Origin of the sequence: Promicromonospora panici, from assembly GCF_900608595.1 — a bacterium.
GTDB classification, from domain to species: Bacteria; Actinomycetota; Actinomycetes; order Actinomycetales; family Cellulomonadaceae; genus Promicromonospora; species Promicromonospora panici.
This window is the reverse complement of record NZ_UWYY01000028.1, coordinates 58,997-81,618: the sequence shown is the minus strand read 5'-3', so window position 1 is coordinate 81,618 and position 22,622 is coordinate 58,997. Positions and strand designations below refer to the sequence as shown.

Below are 22,622 nucleotides of genomic sequence, written 5' to 3'. Positions count from 1 at the left end.
GCCTGCGCACGGCAGAGTTGTGCGGTGCCCGGTGGGCGCTCGGGTAGCTTCTCTCGTGGAGACCGGTCGTGTGGGGGTGATGCTCTGATGGGAGCTGCGCGACACGAATATGGACCGGGTGATACCCGGCCCACTGCGTCGGGCACTCTTCTCTGCTCTGGCCACCTGTGGGACGGTGTGCCGGTGAGCAGCGGAGCAGACCGTCCCGAGGAACAAGTCGCACGCGCGATCGTCGGCGACGTAACTGGAGCGCATGTCATCATCGCCGATGACCGCGAGGCTCCGGCTGGCACCGTAGACGCCCGACTGGACTACCCAGATGGTCGGACCGGTGTCTTGGAGATCAGCACGCTCGGACACCAAAGCGAGTTCGCGGCGGAATCAAGAATTGCGGCACTCGGCGGACGCCTCCCTATGCCTGGGCACTGGAAATGGATCGTCAGCATCTCCGACCCTCGCGAGCTGACACGCATCCTGGAGGTCTATACCCAGGCGGTCCTGACCTGCGAAGCCCACAACGCGGCTTCAATCAGCGACCTTCCTGCAGCGGTGATCGAGGCCGACCGGGAACTGACGTGGCTGGCCACGCAGAGCACCTCCCAGCTGTACGGAATCCAGCTCCCAGAGGGTGCCCAGGACATCTCTGGATTCATCGATTTGAACTACCAGCCGGCGGAGCCCTATCGCAGGTACCCCGGCCCGGACGCGATCATCTCGGAGGTGAATGCCGCCCTGGGCGGGAAGACGCTCGCTAGACGGGTGACGAAACTTCTGAAGGCTGATGGCGACGAGCGCCACCTGTTCCTGCACGTTTCGGTCTCAGGGCTTGACGAGTACTCCCACGCGCGCCTGGTGCTCAGCGCGAGCGCGCCACAGGAGGTGGTGCCGCGAAGCGGCGACCCGGAGCTCCCGGAGCCGATCAGCCACCTCTGGCTGTACACCGGTTGGTTCAACCGGGTGAGCCGATGGACCCGTGGCCAGGGATGGGACCACCCCCAACTCCGGTGACGCTGGGCCGATCGTGGCCCAGTCGCGCACGCTGGCGGCGCCCTGTCGGCCAGGATCCCCTCGGACTCACCGCTGGCTATCGTCGAGGCGGAGGATGCCGGGTGCGAGCCCGGGCGAAACACCTCGACAAGTGCACCGACGTACTCGGCGGGTGAGTGTTCTGCCCATGCTGCCGCCGGAGGCGGCAGGGGCATCGACGGTGCCAGTGGTGTGTGGGAGTCTTGGGCCGGTTGGGCGATGTTCATCCCAGGGCGAGGCCGGTGCGGGTGAGTGACCAGGTAAGGGCGGCTTCCACCTGTACGTTTCCCTGCGAACTCACGCAGACGGTTGCACGGCCAGGGCATTGGGCGTCAGGCAGGTGCGGATGAGCATAGTCGGGGGTAGGGGTGTCTTCGGAAGTGGAACTGGCGCGTAGCAATTCCGAGCTTTCAGGCGGAGAGCGGGCGGCTCTAGACCGAAGAGTTCGTATCGCGTGGCGTTCAGCTGGTATGGGCGCGGCGGCAGCCATTCTGTTCATGATTGCCGCTGTCCTCAATGAGTACGAGAGCGCCATCCTGGTCATAGTTCAACTGGCTGCTGCTGGCTTCCTGGCGGCTTGGGCCGGCCTGGTCCTGGCGACTCACCCATTCCTGCTCCTGCCGCGCCGATACCTGCATTGGCTACGCACGATCCAGCCATACGAACCCGAGACGTTCTGGGGGCAATCCCTCCAGCGACTCGTCTCATGGTCAGGAGCATGCCTTGCGCTCATCCTTGGAAGCATCGTCGGTGCAGAGCTCGGCGCACAAAAGACGGCAAGTCAGCTCTCCGACGCTGCCTGGCAGTGGGCAGGGCTCCTCCTGCTCGGCGGATTTGTGTACGTCTGGTGGACCAGATTCCTCGTGGAGCTCGCCGACACCCACCGGCGAGCACTCAAGAGAGGCCAACTGGCAACGCGCCCAGCCGCCGGGGCATCGGTCTGGCTGCTCTTCCTGACGATCTGGATATTCGGGTTCGTCGCGACGATCATGTCGGTGGCGATAGCGCCCTTCGCATGGCAGGCATTCCTACGATTCATCGGGATCAACGAAGGGGCGCCGTAAGCCGACACTCGACACGCGCTCGGACTCTGCGTACAGAGGCCAGGCTGCACGGGCGCATGGCACTGTGGCTGGCGCGGACCTGGGTGAAATTGCGGGTGATGTCCGCTCGTCTGCGCCCCCTGGCCAACCATGTGCGCTGGTGAGCCCCTACGGTCGGTGGCGCACACTGTGCGCAATGCGGGCGCGGATGACCGCAGGGTCAGGCATCAGAACTACCCGTGCGCGCTCAAGCCCAATGGCTTGCGCGTCATCTTTGATGTGTGGTGTCAATGAGATTTGAGGTGTTCGTGATGCGCGGGAGGGCTCTGGGAGACTTCACCAGACAGCGCTGGAGCGAACACAGCCGACGCGCGGTGCCCCCTAGTAGGATTTAGGAGACTTCGACGGCATCGCTGCCGCTGAATGGAACTGTCCGGGCGTCCGGTCCCGCACGCGCAGAGAAGAGGCGGTCGAACTGGCGAGTACTCGGCCCTCGGCCTTGCAGCCCGACCAGCCCCCGTCGCTCAGCGACCTTGAGCCACCCCCGATACCGAGCGCGCCGGTCTCGATCTCTGGGCCGCCGGTTACGCCAGCTCAACGCATCGCCTTCTACTCGCCCGACGAGTGGGAGTACTTCATCCGCGAGTGGGCGATCGCGGTCGGCTCGTCGTATGTCCAGATCAAGCGACTGGGCGGTTCGAACGACAAGGGCGCCGACGTGGCCGCGTTCAAGACAGACCAAGGATTCGAGGGCGACTGGGATTGCTTCCAGGGAAAGCACTATGCGAAGCCGCTGGGTTGGTCAGATGCCTTCCCAGAGATGCTCAAGATCTTTGTCGGGACCGTAGACGGCCACTACAAGCTTCCGAACCTCTACGCCTTCCTCGCCCCGAAGGGGTGCGGGACAGGTCTCAACCGGTTGCTCAGCAAGCCCACAGAACTCCGGCAGAAGTTCCTGCAAGAGCTTGGTAGCATCAAGGGCATCGCCGCGAGCCTCGAGATGTCGCTGCGCGATCAGGTGCGAACGCTCGCTGAAGCCACGGACTTCGCGATGTTCAAGTCCGTGGAGCTGGTGGATGCTATCGCCGCTCACCGGACCACGGCCTACCATGTCGCCCGCTTCGGGGGCCCGCTGCAGCCCCGTCCTCCGGGCGACGGTGCACCTGTCGCAATCGGCGAGTCTGAGACGCGCTATGTTGCACAGCTCATGGACGTGTATCGCGAGGTTCAGCCTGCTGGGGATTTGATGCTCGACACGCTGCATACTCAGCCTCGTCTGGCGGCGCACTTCCAGCGTCAGCGCGAGTCGTTCTACTCGGCCGAGTCCCTCCGCCTTCACGCCCGGGATGCCGTTCCTCCTGGCACCTTCGAGGCGCTGCAAGACGATGTGCACTCCGGCGTGATCGAGATCGCTGAGGCGGACCACGCCACCTCGCTGGAACGGCTGACGCAGGTGTTGCAGGCATCCACTCAGATTGACCTGAGTTCACACGCGCTCACCACGATCTCTCAGACCGATGACCGGAAAGGCATCTGCCACCAACTCGCGAACGAGGATCGGCTCACATGGAAGCGTGTGGACTCATGAGGAGCCCCCTCAATGGACCGCTGGAGACGGCCATCCGTGCCCTGACCCTGCTCGCCGAGGCCTACCCGAAAAGCCTGGATCTGAACCAACTCGTCCTCCTGGACCACGGTCTGCTGCACAGTGAGGACCTAGGAGGCCCGCCTAGCCTGCACCCGCCTGTCCCGATCCGATCCAGTGAGCTCGGGGTGAAGCGGCACCAAGTCACGCTTGGCCTCGAAGTGCTCACGCGGGTGGGCCTCGCTGAAATGAGCGCGGTCGCAGGCGGCATACACTTCACGGCCGCTGATAGTGCCCATCCGTTCCTCAGCTTGTTGGAGACGTCTCACGCCCGAGCACTAGCGGAGCGGGCGAGCTGGGTGGTCGACCGGTACGGAGACTTGACGGATGCAGACCTCCGCGGGGCCATCCGCGAGGTTTCCGGACGTTGGGCCGAGGAGTTCGAGAACTTCAACGGCGGGGAGCCAGTCACATGAGCCGGTTGAGGCTTCTGCACATCACGCTCTGGGGGCCGACCGTACCGCTGTCGACGGTCGAGTTCGGCGCGGGGCTTACGCTCGTGCGCGGCCCGTCGGATACAGGCAAGTCCTTCATGGTGGAAGCGATCGATTTCATGCTCGGCGGGAAATCGCTCAAAGAGATTCCGGAGCGAAACGGGTACTCCACCGTCCTGCTCGGCATCGAACTGCCGACCGGCGAGATCGTGACCCTTGCGCGCAGCGCGACTGGGGGTGCATTCTCGCTCTATCGCTCCGATGTCCGCAGCGGACCCATTCCGGTTCCCGATGAGCGACTTGCGGCAAAGCACAGTCCAAAGAACGCGACGAATCTCTCGATGTTCTTGCTCAAGCAGCTCGACCTCGAAAGCGCCCTCATTCGGAAGAACGCTCAAGGGGCAACCGTCTCCCTTAGCTTCCGGGACCTCATCCGTCTCTGCATCATCGATGAAACGAAGATGCAATCAGATGTTGCACCGGCCATCACGGGCCAATACACGACGAAGACAAAGGAGATCTCGACCTTCAAGCTGCTGCTTGAGGCGGAGGACGATTCCTCGATCGTTCCCGCCCAAGGCGGGCGGGAGGGCGCTCGGGCGACAGGGGCGAAGATTGAGGTAATCGATCAGTTGCTGAGCGACATAGAGGCGAAGCTCGTCGACGCTCCGGACGAGATCCAGCTTCGCGATCAGCTGGTGCGGCTGGATGGTGCCATTGCCGATCACACGTCGACGGTAGAAGGACTCCTCGCCGAACGATCCGGACTCGCAGAGCAGGTCCGCCATTTGCAGGAGACGGTCCAAGGGGCAAGGACGGAACTGTCGGAGGTCGGTGCGCTCCAAAGCCGCTTCGAACTGCTGGGCAGGCAGTACGACTCAGATCTCGAGCGTTTGGCTACGATCCGGGAAGCCGGCGTACTGCTCGGCTTCTTCACGCCCGGGAAATGCCAGTTCTGCGGTGCCGAGCTCGCAGATCAGCACTACAACCACGCCCACGGTGTCGACGGCACAGCGTTCGAGGAGTCGGTCGATGCGGAGATCGCCAAGACTCGGGCGCTTCGCGCGGACCTGGCAGTTACGGTGGCGGAACTGCTTCGACGCGGCGGAGAGGCTCAGACGTCGAGACTCAGTGCTGCGGCCCATGCCGCGGCACTGAGTCTCAGGTTGCGGGAGCTCGATGAGCAACTGAGTCCAGGGCACGCAACGTTGCGTGAACAGATCGCGATCAAGAGCGATCTCGAACGATCCCTCGCGCTCTACACTCAGGCGGACGAGTTGGCTCGTCTGAAGGCCGGAATCATCGATGACACGCAGACTGATGTGGCCGTCGTTTCAGGAGGCCTCAACCTCACGGCGCTCCGGGAGTTTTCCGCTGAACTGGCGACGCGGCTGGAGGCTTGGGGATACCCGGATGCAGCCTCGGTGCGATACGACCGCGCCGAGCAGGACATCCTGGCAGACGATCAGTACCGTTCCGCGCACGGCAAAGGCGTTCGGGCGGTCCTCCACGCTGCGTTCACAGTGGCGCTGGCACAGTACTGCTTCGACCGCGACATCGCCCACCCGGGCTTCATCGTGCTCGACTCGCCGTTGGTTACCTACCGCCCGCCTGGTCGCAACTCGCAGGCACGGCTCGACCAGTCGCTTCCAGCAGGAATCGTCGCCGACTTCTACCGCGACATCCAGGCGAGCTTTGACGGGCAGGTAATCGTGATGGAAAACCTCGACCCGACCGAGCCGCTCGGTCCGGACGCGGTCGATGTCGTGTTCACGAAGGAGATCGGAGCCGGACGCTACGGCTTCCTTCCCCCCAAGGGCTCAGCGGAGTCCACGCTCCAGAGTGAGGAGTAGCTCGGTGCGCAACAGAGGCAGTACCGATAGGTCCAGTCGCTTCCCTTGAGGCGGCGGTAGCCCCGTGCCCGTCAGTTGGGATACTCCCGAGGCACTGAGGCATCCCGTCGACTCCAGGACATTCCGTAGTCGGACAACTCGGGCACGACGAATAGAATGGGCGGTTCGTTACCAGATAGGCGGAAATGATGCGACGTTTATCGCGCTACTTTTCCCGGTTGCGCGGGCTGGTTGTGTCCCCTCGTTCTGTGGTTGTCATTGGCGTGATCGCGATGCTTGGGGCCCTCCTGCTGGTTCTAGGGCCTCTGACATGGCTAATCGCCGGCGATACGGTGCGTCAGCTCTCGGGGGCTGAACGCGCTGCTGCCCTGAACGACGTTAGGCAGACGATGGTCACTGCTATGGGAGGTGGAGCGGCCCTCGTCGCGATTGGTTTCACTGCTCGCACGTACTATCTGTCACGCCGTGGCCAGGTAACTGACCGGTTCGGAAAAGCTGTCGCGCAATTGGCATCCGGTGAACCCGAGGAGCGGCTGGGCGGTCTATACGCCTTGGAGCAGGTGATGGTCGAATCGCCGCGAGACCACGCGGCGGTTGTTGCGATTCTCTGTGCGTTCGTCCGGCGGCGCACGCTCCTGCCTCCCGATGAACGGCACGAGCCGATGACGCCCCTAGATCGCGGTCCGCTGAGGAACTCCGACGGCGAGCCTGACTTCGACATCGACACGGCGATGACCATATTGGCCCGGCGGCCGGTCCGGCCTGAGCCGAACAGGCCGGACCTTCGCGAAGTGTGCCTCGCTCAACTTTCCATCCGGAGTTACGATTTCGAGCGCGTCCCGAGGCTAACGCGCATGTTCCTGACGGCATCAGATTTGCGTCGAGCAGATTTTCGTGGTGCAGACTTACGTGGCTCAATTGTCAATTTCGCCGATATGCAGGGCGTGTGGCTTTCGAATGCTGATCTAAGGATTGCCGCTTTCAATGGCGCCAACCTGCGCCGGGCAAATTTCGAGGGTGCGAGGTTGGAGGGTGCTCACTTCGCCATGGCAGATCTCCGCGATGCGCGCGGCCTTACAGTCGAGCAAATTTCCGTTGCGGCCATAAACGAGGAAACGCTGCTTTCGCCCGCCCTTGCTCGGCATCCTTGGGTCTTGGCTCGCCTGTCGGACTGCAAGCTCGCTGAGGCGAAAGGGAAGCCGTGGTGGTGCCCTCCGCAGACTCCGGACCCCGAGTCTCAAGGATCTTTGGAGTAGTCCGGCAAGTACCTGCGCCGATCTTCATCCTGTCCGGTGGGTTGGCTCCGGTCTACTGTCGGTGGTCGTGATCGCCGACGCCATCGACTCCCGCCTCGCCAACGCTCCCTTCAATGTCCGGGCGGCCGGAGTGGGCAAACTCGTGGAGCCAGGCCTCGCACTCACACGCGCGATGTACAAAGGGCTGTGGGTCGGAGGGCGAGCAACGCTGACACCCACCCAGTACCACTTCCACCCGAACGACATGAACCGTTCGATGCACGAGGGTCCGATCGACTTCGTCATCCCATTGGCCGACATCACCGACGTCACCACGAGGTGGGGGCTCGTTACCAGCCTGGTCGTCGTGCGCGCCGGCGGGTACGAGTTCAAGATCCGGTGTTATGGCGCACGGAAGTTCGCCGACCGCGTCCGTGCCGCCGTTGCTGCTGCGCGAGGGGAGTCGTCCGATTCACGGGCATGACTGCCTCGTGCTCGGCTGAGTTCATGGGACCTGAACTGCCGACGGTTCGTGTCAGTCTCTGGCGCGCCGACGCTGTCGTGCTCTTTGACTGGCTCATGTCGGTCGACTTGGATGCCGTTCCTATCTCGCATCCGGCAGAGAAGCAGGCGCTGGCTGATCTGTTGTCGCGGCTTGAACAGGACACCGATGTCATCGGTGCGACGCAGGGCGAGATCGACGCCGCACGCGAAGAGGTTGCGCGCGATATGGGTTGGTGAGGGATCGGTGCCGCTCAAGCTGCGGGGTGTCTCCCCTCGCGTGACGGTGGCAATGAGGTAGGTCCCTGTTCCACGCGCCGGTAGCGTGCATCGGGTGCTCCTGGACAGCGACGATCCGTCAACCCTGCGCATCACCATGGAGACAGGGCTGCGCTTGGAGTTCGAGAAGGTGCTTCCGTACGGTCCCGACGACCCACACTTCGTCGGCATGCTCACACGCGCGGTCGGCGCCCACGTCCGGGTGGAACAGCAAGTCCTTCTCCTAGCTGCCAGCGAGCTTCCCTACTTCCTGCGGGAGTTGTACGAGGACTTCCGGGGCTGGGACGGCGAGCGCACGTGGCACTCACTCGAATCCGAGCTCCGGCTGATCGCACGACACGACGGTCACGTTCACCTGCGCTGGGAGTTGACCCATCGACCCTATGACGAGGCACGGTGGACGTTCTCGACCACGACACGTCACGGTGCGGGAGAAGACATGCGTCGGCTCGCAGATGCCTTCGAAGTTCTGCTCGATTCGTAGGCCGGCGTCGGTACCTGTTCCGGAGTGGCACGCAGCAGGCACGCCCCACCCCCGCTAACCTAGAAACCGCAGAATTCCAACGATCCAACGCCTCCAAACCACATGATCAACTTCTGCTTGATCCCTCGGCCCCCTGAGCGTGGCCGGCCTGGTCAGTGGCCCGGATCCGCGGAATTCCGTGGATCCGGGCCCTTTCACAGCCTGGTGCCAGCTGCGCGCGGGCAAGCGTTGGCGCTTCAGCAGCGAGACATCGTCAGAACTGTGATCCGAACAGGGCGACCCGGTATCTGCGGCGGCTAAGGCAAGTGAGCGAAGGGACCCACCGCTTGCTAATTGTCCGTCGTTCTCAACGTTCGAGGCTTGTTGGCGCTGAGGACGATGCGATGTCGTGTGTCGGCCGCCGAGGGCGCGATGAATGCCCGGAACCGTAGCCGTGGCGGCAGTTGGTCAGCGCCGCGCCCCTTGCTGCGCCAGCTCCGGCTCGCGCTGCGTGACCAGCCACGACCGAAGGTCACTGACCTCAGCCACCAGCGACCGTGACTGCGCCAGGTCAGCCTGGTACGAAGACCCTTCGGCGAACCACCGGAACATCGCTTTGAGGTCTGCGTCGTCGCCGAGGTACTCGAGCGGGATGGTCTCGAATCGCGTCGGCACCCCGAACACTTCGCCGGCCCGGGCGGCCACCAGGTCCAGAGGAAGTTCGTCGCCCGCGATCTCAATTGCGTGCCGTCGATCGCTCCAGGCTCGAGCAGGAGCCGGGCGGCCGCTCGGCCGATGTCCCGTACGGCGACCATCTGCACCGGCACGTCGCCCGGCATCGGCATGCGGATGACGATCTCGCCTTCCTCGTTGGGAGTGAGCTGGGCGGCCAGGTTCTCCATGAAGAAGGTTGGACGGAGGATCGTGGCGGGCACGAGGGCGCGGAGCCGCTTCTCGACGTCGAACTTGCTCTCGAAGTGGGGGATGCCGGTCTCGCGCTCGGCGCCGCCCACTGACGAGTAGACGACGTGCGGGACCTTCGCTCGGGCCGCGGCGTCGGCGACGGCGTGCCCGCGTCGCACCTCGCCTGCTGGACCATCGGGGCCTTCGAAGGTCGTCATGTAGAAGAGGGCCGCGACGTCGGCGAGCCCGTCGGCGAGCGACTGGCTGTCCTCCTGGTCCGCCTGTACTACCTCGGCGCCGGTCGCACGCAGCGCCTGGGCCGTGGGGGAGTCGGGGTTGCGAACGAGGGCGCGAACCGGGACGCCGAGCTCGTGCAGTGCGTCGACCACGCTGCGGCCTTGCTGGCCGGTAGCACCGATGACGGCGACGGAGGGCTGTTGTGTGGAGGTCATTTCATGTCCGTTCAAGAGTCGCGATGCGCCGCCGAGGGTGGTCGGCCGGCGGTGAAGACGTGGTGCCGGGGAAACGCGCTCGCATCTTCAGGCGCGAGCGCGTTCGCCGGGTTCAGAGCGATTTCAGTGTTCGGACGCGGTCGGCGATCGCACGGCGAGCCACGTCCGATTTGGGGGCGATGGAGTCGAACTCGTGGGGGACGCCCGGGCGCAGATGGAACTCCACCTCGACGCCGGCGCGGCTCAGCTTCGTGGCGTAGGCGGTGTCCTCGTCGCGGAACACGTCGAGCTGACCGACCTCGATATACGCCGGCGGCAGATCCGCTGCGTCCTGCAGACGAGCGGGGGCCGCGGTGGCGGGCACCTGGTCTCCGTCTGCGGCCGCACCGAGCAGCGCCGGCCAGGCGGTGTGGCTGTCGTCGTAGGACCAGATCAGGAAGGGCTCGATGAGGGCGTCGGACGTGGTGGTGCGGTCGTCGAGCATGGGCATGAGAAGAATCTGACGCGCGATCTTGGGACCGCCACGTTCGCGTGTGAGGATCGTCAGCGCCGCCGCCATGCCCCCGCCCGCGCTGTCGCCCATCACACCGATGCGGTCGGGGTCGACGCCGAGCTCCGCGGCGTGGTCGTGGAGCCAGCGCAGCGCGGCGGTACTCGACCGACAGCATGGGCACGCCGCTTGCCGACGCGTACCGGGAGACGGGCCCGTCGAACTGGTCGATGTGACCGAAGATGTAGCCGCCGCCGTGGAAGAACAGCGCGGCCGGCCCCGCCGGGGCGCCGTCCTTCACGTACCAGCGCGCCGTGATCGTCGCGCCGTCGTCGGTGAGTATCTCGACGTCCGTGATGGTCACATCGGCCGGGATGGGGAGCGCCGTGCTCGCGGCGGCGAGGATGGGTTCCCACAGGGCGCGGCGTCCGGCGATGTCGCCGACCGCGGGTGGGGTGGTTGCCGCCATGGCCTCGCCCATCGGGGCGAGGGCCGCGGCGACCTCAGGATCGAGAGTGAACGACATGTCGCACTTCTTCTCTTGGGGAGGTGTGGAGAGGGATCAGCGGACGTCGGGGACGGCCACGACCTTGCCGCGCAGCTCGCCGGCGGCTGACTGCGCGTGGATCGCGGGGAGTTCGCTCAGCGGGACGCGCCGGGCCACGTCGACGGTGAGCTCGCCGCTGTCGACCAGGGCGACCAGCTGGGCCAGCTCTTCGACGTCGGCGCGGACGAAGATTCCGGCGGCCCGCACCCCGCGCGCGTCGTCACTGGGCGTGGGCATCCACGCGGTCGTCGACGCCACGACGCCGCCGTCACGGACGAGGACGACGAGAGCCGTGAACTCGTCGGGGCTGATCGGTGCCAGGTTGAGCAGGACGTCGACGGGCTCGCTCACCGACCCGAGAACGGTGGACGTCGTGTGGTCGATGACGTCGTCCGCGCCAGCACCGGCAACCGCGTCTCGGCTACGAGGGCTCGCGGTGGCGATGACGTAGGCGCCGGCCTGCTTGGCGAGCTGGACGGCGTAGCCACCCACCGCTCCGCCGGCGCCAGTGATCAGCACTCGCTGACCCTCCTTGAGCCCTGCCGCGTCGAAGAGCGACTGCCAGGCGGTGAGCGCCACCGAGGGCAGCGCGGCGGCGTCGGCGAGGTCGATGCTGGTCGGCGCCTTGACGAGGACGTCGGCGGGGGCGACCACGAACTCCGCCGCGGAGCCGTCCTCCGTCATCGGGAGGAAGCCGACGACGGCGTCGCCGACCTGGAAGCCGCTCACGCCGTCGCCGATCGCGTCGACGGTGCCGGAGACGTCGTAGCCGGGCACGTGCGGCAGCGTCACCGGGATCGGCAGGAGACCGCCTCGGATGCCGTTGTCGGCCGGGTTGAACGCGGAGCCGGCCACGCGGACGAGCACCTGGCCCTCACCGGCGACGGGCCGGTCGGCGTCCTCGTAGCGCAGGACCTCGGGGGAGCCGGTCTGGTGGAAACGTACTGCCTTCATGATGGCCTTCTCTCAGTTAGTGCTTCGGATTCGAAGCATCTGTGGAGACCGTAGCACTGCTTCAAGTTCGTAGCAAGTGTTTCGAGTTCGCAGCAAGGTAGACTGCTGGCATGGCCGACACACCTCGTTCCTTCGACTCCACCGAGCTGGGTGCCTACTTCGCGCTCATCGAGGTCAGCAGCCTTCTGCGGCACACGGTCGAGCAGCAGCTGCGGGGGGCCGGCGATCTGAGCTACGTGCAGTTCCAGCTCCTGGCCCGTCTGGGCAACTCGCCCGACGGGAGCTACCGCATGACCGACCTCGCTGACGGCGTCGTCTACAGCCGCAGCGGCCTCACCTATCAGGCCCAGTCGCTTGAGCAGCGTGGGCTGGTCACTCGCGCACCGTCCCCCGATGATGAGCGCAGCACGACGGTCACGATCACCCAGCAGGGCAGGGACACCCTCACGAAGGTCTTCCCCGGCCATATCGCGGTGCTCGACGAGCTGCTGTTCGAGCCACTCGAGCGGGCGGACGTCGAGGCCATGGCTGATGTGCTGGGCAGGGTCCGCGACCATATGCGCGCGGCACCCCCGCGTTCCGCGGCGCCGCGTCGACGCAGGACGAGCTGACCCGGCATCGGGGACCGGTGAGAAGGGTCGTGCGGAACTGGAACCTGGTCAGAGTCCCGAGCTGCTCGCGATACACCAGGAGATCAGCGGCGAGCCGCCCGTCGTCTGGGCAGGCCGCATCATCGGCTTCGGAGAGTTCGAGTACCGCTACGACAGCGGGCACAGCGGCCGCGCTCCCTTGCTCGCCTTCGCACCGGGCCCTACGAAGCACACGATCTACCCGCCCGCCGACGGAGCCCATCAGCGCGACCATTCGGCTGGTGTAGGCGTCGTCGTCCGCCGCGACGATGCCGCTCATCGCCGTAGGCGTAGGGGCTGATGGCCATGCCGGAGCTCACGGTATCCCGACCCCAGACATGCGAAAGCGGGCCCCGGAACCACACCGGGACCCGCCTCCGCTCGGCCTACGCCAGAGTCGGCCTACGCCACAGTCGGCCTACCCCAGCATCACGGCTCGATCGTCGGAACGAAGTTGTCCAGCAGGAACTGGCCCTCCTCGCCCGCGGGCAGCTCGCCCATGAACCGGCTGACGACGCCGGTGCTCTCCGACTGGACGAAGACCTGGAAGTCGATCGTCTCGACCGACGCGTCGGCCCAGTGCCCGGTCTGCGCGGCCACGAGCACGGCCTCCGAGGCGCCCTCGACCTCGATGTACGAGGCGTGGAAGCCGACCTCGTTCAGGTCCTCCGGGTTCGGCATCTCCTGCGACACGAAGGGCGACTGGACGAGGATCCGCCAGTACAGGTCGCCGTACTCGTCGGAGACGGCGATCTCCGGGGACTCCCACTCGTGGCCGCTACCGCCGTCGCCCACGATCTCGCGGCCGGTCCAGTCAGCCGGGATCGCGTAGCCGACGCCGTTGGTCTCGGTCGTCTGCCAGTCGTCGGTCGCGCCCGGGGTGGGCTCGCCGAGGTCGATCGGGATGCCGACCGGATCGCAGTCGGACGGCCCTGCGGCCTGTGCGGGGACGTGCGCGGAGGTGGCGGCGCACGCCACCGATTCGGGGCCGGCGACGGCGGTCGCCGTCGGGCCAGCCGTGAGGCCCACCACGAGGCCGGTCAGCAGAACAATGGAACGTGCCTTTGCGTGTGTGTTTCGCATGCCTTCTACGACGCGCCGGGCGTCCGGATGGTTGTGCCCATCCTGAGATTCACCAGATGTTCACGCAGGTCGGACGTCGTTTCTGGTCATCACGGGCAGCGGGGCACCGGCGCGCTCCAGCTCGTGTTCGAGCGGTTCGAGACGTAGTAGTCGCTGACCCAGCGCCCGTCGCGCAGCTTGTTCCACACCGAGGTGGTCCCGACCGTGCTGCCGGACTTCTGGCACATGACATAGGCCAGCGAACCGCGACGTAGCGCCGCGCCGGAGCTCGGGTAGGACGTCCCCGGTCCGGACCGGACCGTGAGCGAGTCGATGGTCACCTGCCCGGGGTAGCGGCACCGCGGCAGCTGCGACGTGAACCCGGTGTTGGACGGGGTCGAGACGTAGTAGTCGCTGACCCACGCTCCCGTGGCCAGCCGGTCCCACACCGCGGTGGTGCCGACCTTCTGCCCGGTGGTCTGGCAGACCACCGTGAGCGTGCCGCCCGGGTTGTAGCTACGAACGACGGGGTAGGAGGTAGCCGGCCCGGTGCGGGAGTTCAGCGACGTCGAGCTCGTCACCTTGTAGGTGCGGGCGACCGTGGCGACGGGTGCCTTGATCCGGTCGGAGTCGATGTTGATCGTCACGCCGCCCCAGGTCTCGTTGTGGTCGCCCTCGTACTGCTTCGCGCGCTGGAAGGTGGCCCAGTGCGAGTTCGGCGCCGTCGGCCAGTTGGTCAGCGAGCTGTCGCCGTCCCAGCGGGCCATCCATACCGCGTCCGGCCGGGCGTAGGTGGTCGAGTTGTAGGAGTCGGAGAGGTCCCGCAGCCCCGAGTCCTGGTGGACGTACACGCCCGCCAGGTACCCCGACGAGTGCAGGGTCTTCGTCCATGCCGAGACGTACCGGCGCACCGCCGTCCGGCACGACGAGTCGGCGGGGTCGTAGTGCTCGACGTCCGCGTACAGGGCGCTGCCCGGCCGCATGCCGAGAGCCTTGGCCTTCGAGACGGCGTCGGTGGCGTCCGAGTTCCCGCGGGAGGTGGCGTTGGTCGCGGTGTAGCGGTTCGGCTTGTCGCCGAACATGCAGTACGGCTGGTAGCCGAAGTACGTGGGCAGCAGCCTCCAGCCCGCCGCGACGGCGTCGCGGACCCAGGCCGCGGTCAGGTTCGGCTGCGCGCAGCCGCGGTTGTTGCCGCCGAAGTACACGTTGACGGCGCTGTACGGCGACGTCCCCTTCCAGGCCTGCAGGGCCGCGATCGAGGGTGCGGTACAGGCGTCGAAACCGAGGCGGTCGGCCATCGTCGCCGCCGAGCCCGACGGGTACACGACGGGGGTCTCGGGCTCGGCGGACGCGGGGACGGCAAGCCCGGCGACCAGGATTGCCAGGCTGCCGGCGAACGCGGCCAGCCCGCGGATGATCGTGCGTCGGGCGGCCATGGTGTACCTCCAGGTGACAGACCCCGTCGTCTACCTAGAAGTGTGCGCCTTCCGGCCGCTGAGCAGCAGGGTCCGTCGGTAACGGTTCGGTGCGCCTTCTGGGAGTAGGGTCCGTGGATGGTCGGCCCTCGGCGTTACCGTGATGTGCGCGCGACGGCGATCGCCGCCCCGCCCGACGTGGTGTGGCGTGCGCTTCTGGACCAGGTCGAGGTGCTCGGACCCGCCCGGTACGTGCGCCTGATCGGCTGCCGCGACACGGTCGCCGAGGGGCCACGCCCACTCGCGGTGGGCTCGGCGGTCCCAGGTTTCCGCGTCGCGGAGGCGGATCCTCCGCACGAGCTCGTGCTTGACGGCGTCCACCGGTTCTCGGTCTACACCCTCACCTTCCGGCTCCTGCCCGACGGCGCCGGCACTCGCGTCGAGGCGCACACCGACGCGACCTTCCCGGGCGCGCTTGGAGCGATCTACCGCTTGCTGGTGATCGACTCGCGCTTCCACAAGCTCGCGACCCGGAGCATCGTGGCGCGGATCCGACGCCGGGTGCCGGTGCCCCACGACCACCTGGGGCGATGAGGAGGGCCGCGGCTCCGACGGCGACCTGCACGGACCCCACGTAGGTTGGTGCGCACCAGTTCCGCTCTCTCGAACGGCATTTTCAGGAAGCGAGAGACGAAAGGCGGATGACCGACGCGCTCGCCGCCCGGCCGCCGGGCGAAGCGCCCTGGGCGGCCATGCGGCGCGCGCTCGATGTGCTGATCGAGCAGTACGAAGGCCACGACGAGCGCACCCGGCGGCTGACCCAGCTGGTCATGAGCACGCTGGCGCTCGCGGCTCGGCACCGGGAGAAGAACGCGCGATGGCACGAGCTGCTCCGGCCGGAGATCGCACGGCGCCTCGGCGCCGACCCGGCCGACGACTCCGACCCGCGGGTCCATGCCGTGATCGCCGCCGCCCTGGGGTGCGTCGAGGCCGCGCTCACCGCGTGGAGCGCCAGCGCCCGGCCGCAACCGCTGGGGAAGATCCTGGACCGCGCCATGGCGGCGCCTGCCAACTAACCCAGCAACAGTACAAAAGGTGCAATAGCATCACGCCTCAAGGAGTCAGCTGGCGGGACGACGGACAGGGCGACAGGTGGGCGAGGTCAGCGCAGGGGACGAGATCGCCGGCCGGTACCGACTGGTGAAGCTGCTCGGGTCGGGTGGTCAGGGAGAGGTCTGGGAGGCGACCAGCCTCACGGTGACCACGCTGCGGGTCGCGCTGAAACGCGTGCGCCACGAGGGCGACGGTGCGCAGCGCGCGGTCGAGGAGGCCGAGAAGCTCGCCCGGGTGCGCCACGCCCATGTGGTGGCGGTGCACGACGTCGTCACCGAGGGCGACGACCACTGGATAGTGATGGGCTACATCGCCGGGCAGTCGCTGAAGCGGCTGGGCCGGATCTCCGTCGAGCAGGCGGCGACGTACGGCGCCCAGCTCGCGGATGGGCTGGCCGCCGTGCACGCCCAGGGCCTGCTGCATCGCGACGTGACGCCGTCGAACGTGCTGGTGGCGGACGGCGTCGCCACACTGGTCGACTTCGGTATCGCGGACAGCGTCTCGGACGCGGTCACGGTGACAGGCACGACGGGCGCCGTCGTCGACCCGAACGCGGACGTCGACGCGGACGGCGACGCCGACGCGGCACCCGCCGTCGGATCCGGGGGAGCGCGGATCTCGGGGACGCCCGGCTACCTGGCGCCCGAGATGCTCGTCCCCGGCACGCAGTACCGGCGTCCCGCAGACGTGTTCGGGCTCGGCGCCACGCTGTACTGGGCGCTCGAGGGCGTGACTCCCTTCGAGGACGGCGGTCCGACGTCGCCTGCCGCCGGTTCCGCACGTCAGGCGGTGCGCACTCCGCGACGGAGCGGCGCGATGGCCGACGTCGTGGTCCGCATGCTCCACAAGAACCCCCGGGAACGGCCCGCCCTGGAGGACGTCCGGGACGAGCTCAGGAGCATCGCGGCGGGGGAGAACCTGTCGGCGCCGCCCCAAAAGGCGCGCAAGGGCCGGGCGCTCGCGGCGGTGGCCGCCGCGGTGGTCCTGGTCGTCGCCGGAGCGCTCTTCACGTGGAACGCGTACGGTCCGCCGGCCGACGGCGTGGAGCAGGCGGCCGGCCCCGCCCGCGCGGGTCTGCGCGCGCAGCCCGAGCCGCCGTCGCCGTCACCGAAGGCAACCGCGGAGAAGACCCCGGCCGCCGAACCGTCGGCCGAGGTCGTGGCCGACCCCGCGCCGTCGCCCTCCAGGACCCAGAATGCGGACGGCGGCGCGACCCAGCCGAAGACCGGCACCGCCGCGGCCACGCCGATCACGTTCGCGGCCAAGAGCGGGGACGCCGCCCGGGAGGCGTCGTGGGACCCGTGCAAGCTGCTGGATGCCGGGACCTTGAACGGGTTCGGTGCCGCCCGGATCGACAGCGACCGCGGCGAGTTCCAGGGCTGCGACGCGACGGTCTCGAACGGCTCCGGTGTCAGCGAGGTCGAGCTGACGATGTACGTCGACGAGGACCCGGACGGTAGCGGCTCGGACCAGGGCGGCGGCGTGACGCTCTACTCCTCCGAGGGGGACGACGAGTGCGCCCGCGAGGTGGTCTTCGGCGCGGGGGACCGGTACAACCTGTCCTTCGAGGCGACCCAGATCGAGGGCTCGGGCGCGGACCTGTGCGCGATGGCGCAGTCCGTCGCCGACCGGACCGCCGCGCTGGTCGCCGCGGACGACCTCCCGGTCCGGACGGCCCTGCCGATGCCCGGCTCCGCGATCGGCCGCAACACGTGTGACCTGCCGTCGGACGACGCACTGCGCACCGCACTCGACATCGACGACATGGTGAGCCCGCAACGCGAGTTCGCCGAGTGGGACTGCAAGTGGGACGGCGACGAGAGCCGCTACCTGCGGCTCCTCTTCGAGCGGAACGAGGGGTACGCGCCGGACGACGGCACGCGCACCTCGTTGTCCGGCCACACCGCGTACGAGCGGGGCGATGCCTGGGGCGAGGGGTGCCTGGTCGACGTCGTCGCCAAGGAAGGGCCGAGCCCGGAGGGCGACGGCCGGGTGAGCGAGCTGCTGCGCGTGCACCTGACCGGGGAGAGTGACCAGGAGACGCTCTGCGACGACGCCGTGACCGTGGCGCGGTCCGCGGCGGCCGGCCTGTAGCGATTAAACCTTGACCACCCTCGCAAGTGGTGGCAAAATCACCCAAATGGTGACGTAAACATCACCGGCGCAGCACGCATCACCCGACGGACAGTCAACGAGGACAGCCGACAAAAAAGGGGAACCACATGCTGATCAGTTCTGCGCAGAGCCGCCCGCCCGTTTCAGGTCGATCCGGCCGGCTGCGCGCGGCGTACGCGGCGGGAGCCACGGCGCTGCTGCTGCTCGCCGGCGCGGCCGCACCGGCGGCGTCGACGCCGTCCGGCCCTGCCGGCGCCGACGAGGCGATGGCCTGGGAGACCCTGATCGACGGGAGCTCGTTCGCCAGCCGCGCCGCGCTGGAGTCGGAGTGGAACTACCTGTACCCGTGGGGGTCGGACCACAACGGCACCGCCCGCATGTACGCCAGCTCGACGGACAGCAACCACCTGTACCTGTCGCCGGCGGGGCAGCTCAACATCAAGGCGACCCGGATCTCCTGGGACGAGGGCAACAGCGACAAGGATCCCTTCCTGCCGATCGAGTACCACTCGGCTGCGATCCACGCCAAGGACCAGATAGTCGTCAACGACACCTACCCGAACTACGAGATCCGCGGTGAGTTCCAGGCGCCGTCGGTTCGCGGGACGTGGCCGGCGTTCTGGATCACCGGGGCGAACAGCTGGCCGCCGGAGAGCGACATCCTCGAGTTCAAGGGCGACGCCCGGAACTGGTTCAACACTTACGACGGCTCCTGGGACAACACGATCGTCCCGGTCAGCTCGCCGGGGAGCTGGCACGAGTACCGCATCTGGATGACCAAGGTGAACGCCACCGACGTGGAGATCCACTACTACCTCGACGACGTGTGGAAGGCCTCGCACATCGGGTCGAACTTCGTGGGCAAGCCGATGAACCTCATCATCAACCTGCAGATGGAGGGCTCGTCGGGCACACCGGGCCCGAGCGGTGACACCTACTTCCGTGCCCGTGACGTCTACGTGGGCCGCACCGCCAACTGAGCAGCAGCTGTCCGACCGTAAGTCCGCAACGATGCGTGAGGAACGAACCATGAGCATTCGACGTACCAGTCGCGGACTTGCGGCAGCCGTCGCGATCCTTGCCCTGGCGGCGGGCGTGGCCCCGCCCGCCGCCGCCGACGTGCCGACGATCCCCGACCCCATCGAGTACGAGGCCTATCCGCCCGTGTCGGACCCGGGCGCCTCGTCGGGCAGATACTTCCAGCCGCACTGGTACGACACCGAGGGGCGCCACATCCAGGCGCACGGTGGCCAGATCGTCACCCGGACGTCCGAGGAGCTCGGTGTCGAGGCGGGTGACACCACCACCGTCGAGGAGGGCGGCACCACCGTCCACTACTGGTACGGCGAGGACCGGTCCAACGGCTACTACGAGAGCCCCGGCGTCTCGCTGTACAGCTCGACCGACACGTACAACTGGACGAACGAGGGCGTGGTGCTGCGCTCGGTCACGTCCCGCGAGGAGCTGGAGTCGGAGTACTTCGACGCGCTCTACGACACGGTGGCCGACGACGGGACGCCGCGCACCGAGCGCATCGACGAGCTCTTCTACTACCTCAACGTCAAGGCGACGGCGCCCGACGGCGCGGCGCAGCTCAACTCGATCTTCGAGCGGCCGAAGGTGCTCTACAACGAGGACACCGAGAAATGGGTGATGTGGTGGCACTCCGACGGGAGCATCACACCCGGCGGCAGCAACTACGCCCGGTCCTTGGCGGCGGTCGCGGTCGCCGACTCGCCGACCGGCCCGTTCGAGCTGCGAGGCGCATACCGCCTCTACAACGAGCCGACCTATCAGACCGCGTGCAACATGCCCAGCGCCGTGCCGGGACAGGCCCGTGACATGACGGTGTTCCAGGACACCGACGGCACCGCGTACGTCGTGTACTCGTCGGAGGAGAACCGCAGCCTCTACATCGCCCGGCTCAACGACCAGTACACGAACGTCGAGAAGACGACGACCCACGACGAGGTCGGCATCCAGTACTCGGCCGACGGGCGGTATCCGCGCATCTGGGCCGACGGCACCAAGCGCGCTCCCGTCGCGGGTGAGGACTACAGCATCGTGCGCCGGTGCGGTGTCCTCGAGGCGCCGGCGGTCTTCGTGCACGACGGCAAGTACTACGCGGTCGCGTCCGGCGCGACGGGCTGGTCGCCGAACCCGGAGACCTACTACACCGCCGACTCGATGCTCGGCACCTGGATCCGCGGGGTCGACCCGGACGACGAGCACGAGAACGTCGCCTACAACAGGATCCCGGAGGGCGGCGACGGCCTGCTGTCGGTCGGCGACTCGCGCAAGACGAGCTTCGGGTCACAGTCCACGAACGTCTTCCCGCTGGACCCGGGCACCGGCAGGTTCGTCTACATGGGCGACCGCTGGAACGCCGGTGCCGCCGACTCCACGTATGTCTGGCTGCCGATCACGATCGGCGAGGGCGGTCGGCTCGAGATGCGCAACCCCAGTTCCGAGGACGCCCGCTGGGCGGACGGGTGGACCGACGAGTACTGGGACGACAAGGGTGCGGGACCCTACATCTGGGAGGTCACCGACGACCGGCTCCCCGCGACCGTCCGCACCAACGACGACCTGTCCGAGGTGCTGCCCGACACCGTCGAGGTCACGGCGAACGGCGCCGCTACCGATGTCCCGGTGACGTGGAGCCCGACCGTGATCCGGTCGGCCGGTCCGCAGACGATCACGGGAACGCTCGCCGCTGATGAGGACTTCACGGCGGGCCGGACGTTCCGGCGCACCGTCGAGGTGGTCGCGCACGGGGTGCACAACCTCGCGCCCGGCGCCACGGTCACGGCGTCGTTCCGGCAGGAGCTCGCCGCGAGCACCGTCGACGGTAGCCTCGGCAAGGGCTGGGACGACTGGGCGGCCGGGGGCAACCACCCGCGGAACAGCACGCTCGACTACGCGTGGTCCGAGCTGCGCGCGCCGCAGGAGATCGTGGTCCACCTCTACAAGGACGGGCAGACCGCGACGTGGCCGTCGCGGATCGCGGTCGAGTACCAGGACACCAACGGCGACTGGCAGACGACGGACGTCGCGGCCGACGTCGCGCAGGACGCCTCCGGACCCGCGCCGGTGGTCCGGCTGGACACCTCGGCGGTCCCGCCCACGACCGCCGTCCGCGTGCGTCTGACGACCGAGACGGTCACGTGGCAGGCGGTCTCCGAGGTGGAGGTCCTCGGGCTCGCACCGACGTCGGCGACCGACCTCGCGACCCTGACCGTGGACGGCGAGCCCGTCGACGGCTTCGACCCGGCGAGCTGGGACCACACGGTCCTGGCCGACGACCCGGCGCCGGTCGTCACGGGAACCGCGAGCGATCCCGCCGCCACGGTCACTGTCGACCCCGCCACCGCGGAGCGGCCGTGGGCGTACGTGACCGTGACGGCTGGCGAGGGCGGCGATCCGGTCGCCGAGCGGGTCTACCTCGTGCGGGTCCTGCACCCCGGCAGCGACGCCCGGCTGGCGGGTCTCGCGGTCGACGGCGTCGCCGTCCCCGGCTTCGAGGCCGGCACCGTCGGGTACCAGGTCGAGTCCGGGCCGTGGGGCCCGGTCCCCGAGGTGGCCGCGGACCCGGTGCAGGACGACGCGACCGTGGCGGTCGACGCCGACCAGACGTCCGCGCGCGTCACGGTCACCGCGCCTGACGGGCACACGACGCGGACGTACACGGTCCGGTTCACCGCCTCCGGGTGCGCCGACGACGAGGTGAGCGCTCCGTGGGCCTCGGCCGCGCTGGCCACCCGCCCGGCGTCCTTCTGCGAGGGAACGGACGCCTCGTTCCGCATCAGCGACTCGGACGACGGCCTGTGGACGAACAAGGACAACCTCAGCGTCGTCTACCAGGCCGACCGGCTCCCGGTCGGCGGGTCCGTCGAGACCTACGTGGCGGACCTGGACCGCGGGGGCAGCGGCGACCCGCGCGCCGGACTCGTCGTCCGCAACGACCTGTCGGTCGCCGGCAAGGGGAGCGCCGACGGGTACGTCGACCTCGTGACCAGCCCGTCGGGCGCGTACCTGCAGTGGGACACGAACGGCGACGGCTGGCTCGACAGCGAGGGCAGCAAGACCGCGCTCGCGACGGCGCCCGTCCACCTCCGCCTCGAGCGGACCTCCGAGACCACGATGACGGGCTACTACCGCACCTCGCCCGAGCAGCCGTGGGCACAGGTCGGGACCGCGCCGCTGGCCACACCCGACGCCCGGCTGGACGCCGGCGTCACCGCCACCGCGAACAGCACGGCGGCGACGTCGACGGGGACGTTCCTGCGCACGCGGTTCTGGGACGAGCCGTCCGCTGCGGAGCCGGTCGGCTGAGGTCACCGTTCGGTCAAGCCGCGCCCGCTTTGTGGCGGCCGTCACATGCGCGGAGGTACTGTCACGGTCTCGGCCTGTTGGCGTTATCGCGGCAGGTCGCAACGGATCAACCTCTGCCGGATCGACGA

General features: G+C 67.8%; 19 protein-coding genes and 1 pseudogene. 15 read left to right on the top strand and 5 right to left on the bottom strand.

The window, feature by feature from the left end:
• Positions 1 to 183: 183 nt before the first annotated feature.
• From EW117_RS26125 to EW117_RS26085, 9 genes are all read left to right on the top strand, one after another.
• Entirely contained in the window at positions 184 to 1,008 is an 825-nt protein-coding gene (locus EW117_RS26125; protein ID WP_129789652.1) for a hypothetical protein, read from the top strand.
• A gap of 488 nt (positions 1,009 to 1,496) precedes the next feature.
• A complete protein-coding gene (locus EW117_RS26120) occupies positions 1,497 to 2,090 on the top strand; it encodes a hypothetical protein (RefSeq protein WP_129789651.1) in 594 nt (197 codons plus the stop codon).
• Positions 2,091 to 2,568: 478 nt separating this feature from the next.
• On the top strand, positions 2,569 to 3,657 hold the full coding sequence (locus EW117_RS26115; protein WP_129789650.1) for an ABC-three component system protein: 1,089 nt from the start codon (positions 2,569 to 2,571) through the stop codon (positions 3,655 to 3,657).
• The gene (locus EW117_RS26110; RefSeq protein WP_129789649.1) at positions 3,654 to 4,130 is read left to right on the top strand and encodes an ABC-three component system middle component 2; all 477 of its coding nucleotides are present in this window, start codon (positions 3,654 to 3,656) and stop codon (positions 4,128 to 4,130) included. Before EW117_RS26115 ends, EW117_RS26110 begins: the two co-directional genes overlap by 4 nt.
• Positions 4,127 to 6,001, top strand: coding sequence for an ATP-binding protein (locus tag EW117_RS26105; RefSeq protein WP_129789648.1), 1,875 nt, complete (start codon positions 4,127 to 4,129; stop codon positions 5,999 to 6,001). The genes EW117_RS26110 and EW117_RS26105 overlap by 4 nt, the downstream gene beginning before the upstream one ends.
• A gap of 248 nt (positions 6,002 to 6,249) precedes the next feature.
• Positions 6,250 to 7,257, top strand: a complete 1,008-nt coding sequence (locus EW117_RS26100; RefSeq protein WP_207212059.1) for a pentapeptide repeat-containing protein — start codon at positions 6,250 to 6,252, stop codon at positions 7,255 to 7,257.
• A gap of 67 nt (positions 7,258 to 7,324) precedes the next feature.
• Positions 7,325 to 7,720, top strand: coding sequence for a hypothetical protein (locus EW117_RS26095; RefSeq protein WP_129789646.1), 396 nt, complete (start codon positions 7,325 to 7,327; stop codon positions 7,718 to 7,720).
• Positions 7,721 to 7,743: 23 nt separating this feature from the next.
• The gene (locus tag EW117_RS26090; protein ID WP_129789645.1) at positions 7,744 to 7,977 is read left to right on the top strand and encodes a hypothetical protein; all 234 of its coding nucleotides are present in this window, start codon (positions 7,744 to 7,746) and stop codon (positions 7,975 to 7,977) included.
• A gap of 94 nt (positions 7,978 to 8,071) precedes the next feature.
• Complete coding sequence (locus EW117_RS26085) at positions 8,072 to 8,500, top strand: DUF6228 family protein (protein ID WP_207212058.1); 429 nt, start codon at positions 8,072 to 8,074, stop codon at positions 8,498 to 8,500.
• 329 nt (positions 8,501 to 8,829) lie between these two features.
• Here the strand turns inward: EW117_RS26085 and EW117_RS26080 are convergent, their stop codons facing one another.
• The 3 genes and pseudogenes from EW117_RS26080 to EW117_RS26070 form a co-directional block, all read right to left on the bottom strand.
• Positions 8,830 to 9,834 (bottom strand): NmrA/HSCARG family protein, encoded by a 1,005-nt coding sequence (locus EW117_RS26080; RefSeq protein WP_129789644.1) that lies wholly within the window; start codon positions 9,832 to 9,834, stop codon positions 8,830 to 8,832.
• 112 nt (positions 9,835 to 9,946) lie between these two features.
• A pseudogene (locus tag EW117_RS26075) lies at positions 9,947 to 10,793 on the bottom strand (alpha/beta hydrolase).
• Positions 10,794 to 10,886: 93 nt separating this feature from the next.
• A complete protein-coding gene (locus tag EW117_RS26070) occupies positions 10,887 to 11,825 on the bottom strand; it encodes an NADP-dependent oxidoreductase (RefSeq protein WP_129789643.1) in 939 nt (312 codons plus the stop codon).
• A 110-nt stretch (positions 11,826 to 11,935) separates the two neighbouring features.
• Here EW117_RS26070 and EW117_RS26065 point away from each other — a divergent pair, with 110 nt between their 5' ends.
• Positions 11,936 to 12,436 carry a MarR family winged helix-turn-helix transcriptional regulator gene (locus tag EW117_RS26065; protein ID WP_129789642.1) on the top strand — a complete coding sequence of 167 codons (501 nt, stop codon included), beginning with the start codon at positions 11,936 to 11,938 and terminating at the stop codon, positions 12,434 to 12,436.
• Between the two features lie 447 nt (positions 12,437 to 12,883).
• On the opposite strand, the gene EW117_RS26055 is transcribed toward EW117_RS26065, so the two are convergent.
• On the bottom strand, positions 12,884 to 13,537 hold the full coding sequence (locus EW117_RS26055; protein WP_129789641.1) for a hypothetical protein: 654 nt from the start codon (positions 13,535 to 13,537) through the stop codon (positions 12,884 to 12,886).
• Between the two features lie 89 nt (positions 13,538 to 13,626).
• Positions 13,627 to 14,952 (bottom strand): glycoside hydrolase domain-containing protein, encoded by a 1,326-nt coding sequence (locus EW117_RS26050; protein ID WP_129789640.1) that lies wholly within the window; start codon positions 14,950 to 14,952, stop codon positions 13,627 to 13,629.
• A 117-nt stretch (positions 14,953 to 15,069) separates the two neighbouring features.
• On the opposite strand from EW117_RS26050, the gene EW117_RS26045 reads away from it, so the two are divergent.
• The 5 genes from EW117_RS26045 (at position 15,070) to EW117_RS26025 (ending at position 22,494) form a co-directional block, all read left to right on the top strand.
• On the top strand, positions 15,070 to 15,525 hold the full coding sequence (locus EW117_RS26045) for an SRPBCC family protein (RefSeq protein ID WP_129789639.1): 456 nt from the start codon (positions 15,070 to 15,072) through the stop codon (positions 15,523 to 15,525).
• A gap of 107 nt (positions 15,526 to 15,632) precedes the next feature.
• A complete protein-coding gene (locus EW117_RS26040) occupies positions 15,633 to 16,007 on the top strand; it encodes an acyl-CoA-like ligand-binding transcription factor (RefSeq protein ID WP_165362874.1) in 375 nt (124 codons plus the stop codon).
• Positions 16,008 to 16,083: 76 nt separating this feature from the next.
• Positions 16,084 to 18,138: a serine/threonine-protein kinase gene (locus EW117_RS26035; RefSeq protein WP_165362873.1), complete on the top strand. Its 2,055-nt coding sequence runs from the start codon at positions 16,084 to 16,086 to the stop codon at positions 18,136 to 18,138.
• A 128-nt stretch (positions 18,139 to 18,266) separates the two neighbouring features.
• On the top strand, positions 18,267 to 19,139 hold the full coding sequence (locus EW117_RS26030) for a glycoside hydrolase family 16 protein (RefSeq protein ID WP_207212056.1): 873 nt from the start codon (positions 18,267 to 18,269) through the stop codon (positions 19,137 to 19,139).
• Positions 19,140 to 19,188: 49 nt separating this feature from the next.
• Positions 19,189 to 22,494 (top strand): family 43 glycosylhydrolase, encoded by a 3,306-nt coding sequence (locus EW117_RS26025; RefSeq protein WP_207212055.1) that lies wholly within the window; start codon positions 19,189 to 19,191, stop codon positions 22,492 to 22,494.
• The last annotated feature ends 128 nt before the right edge of the window (positions 22,495 to 22,622 follow it).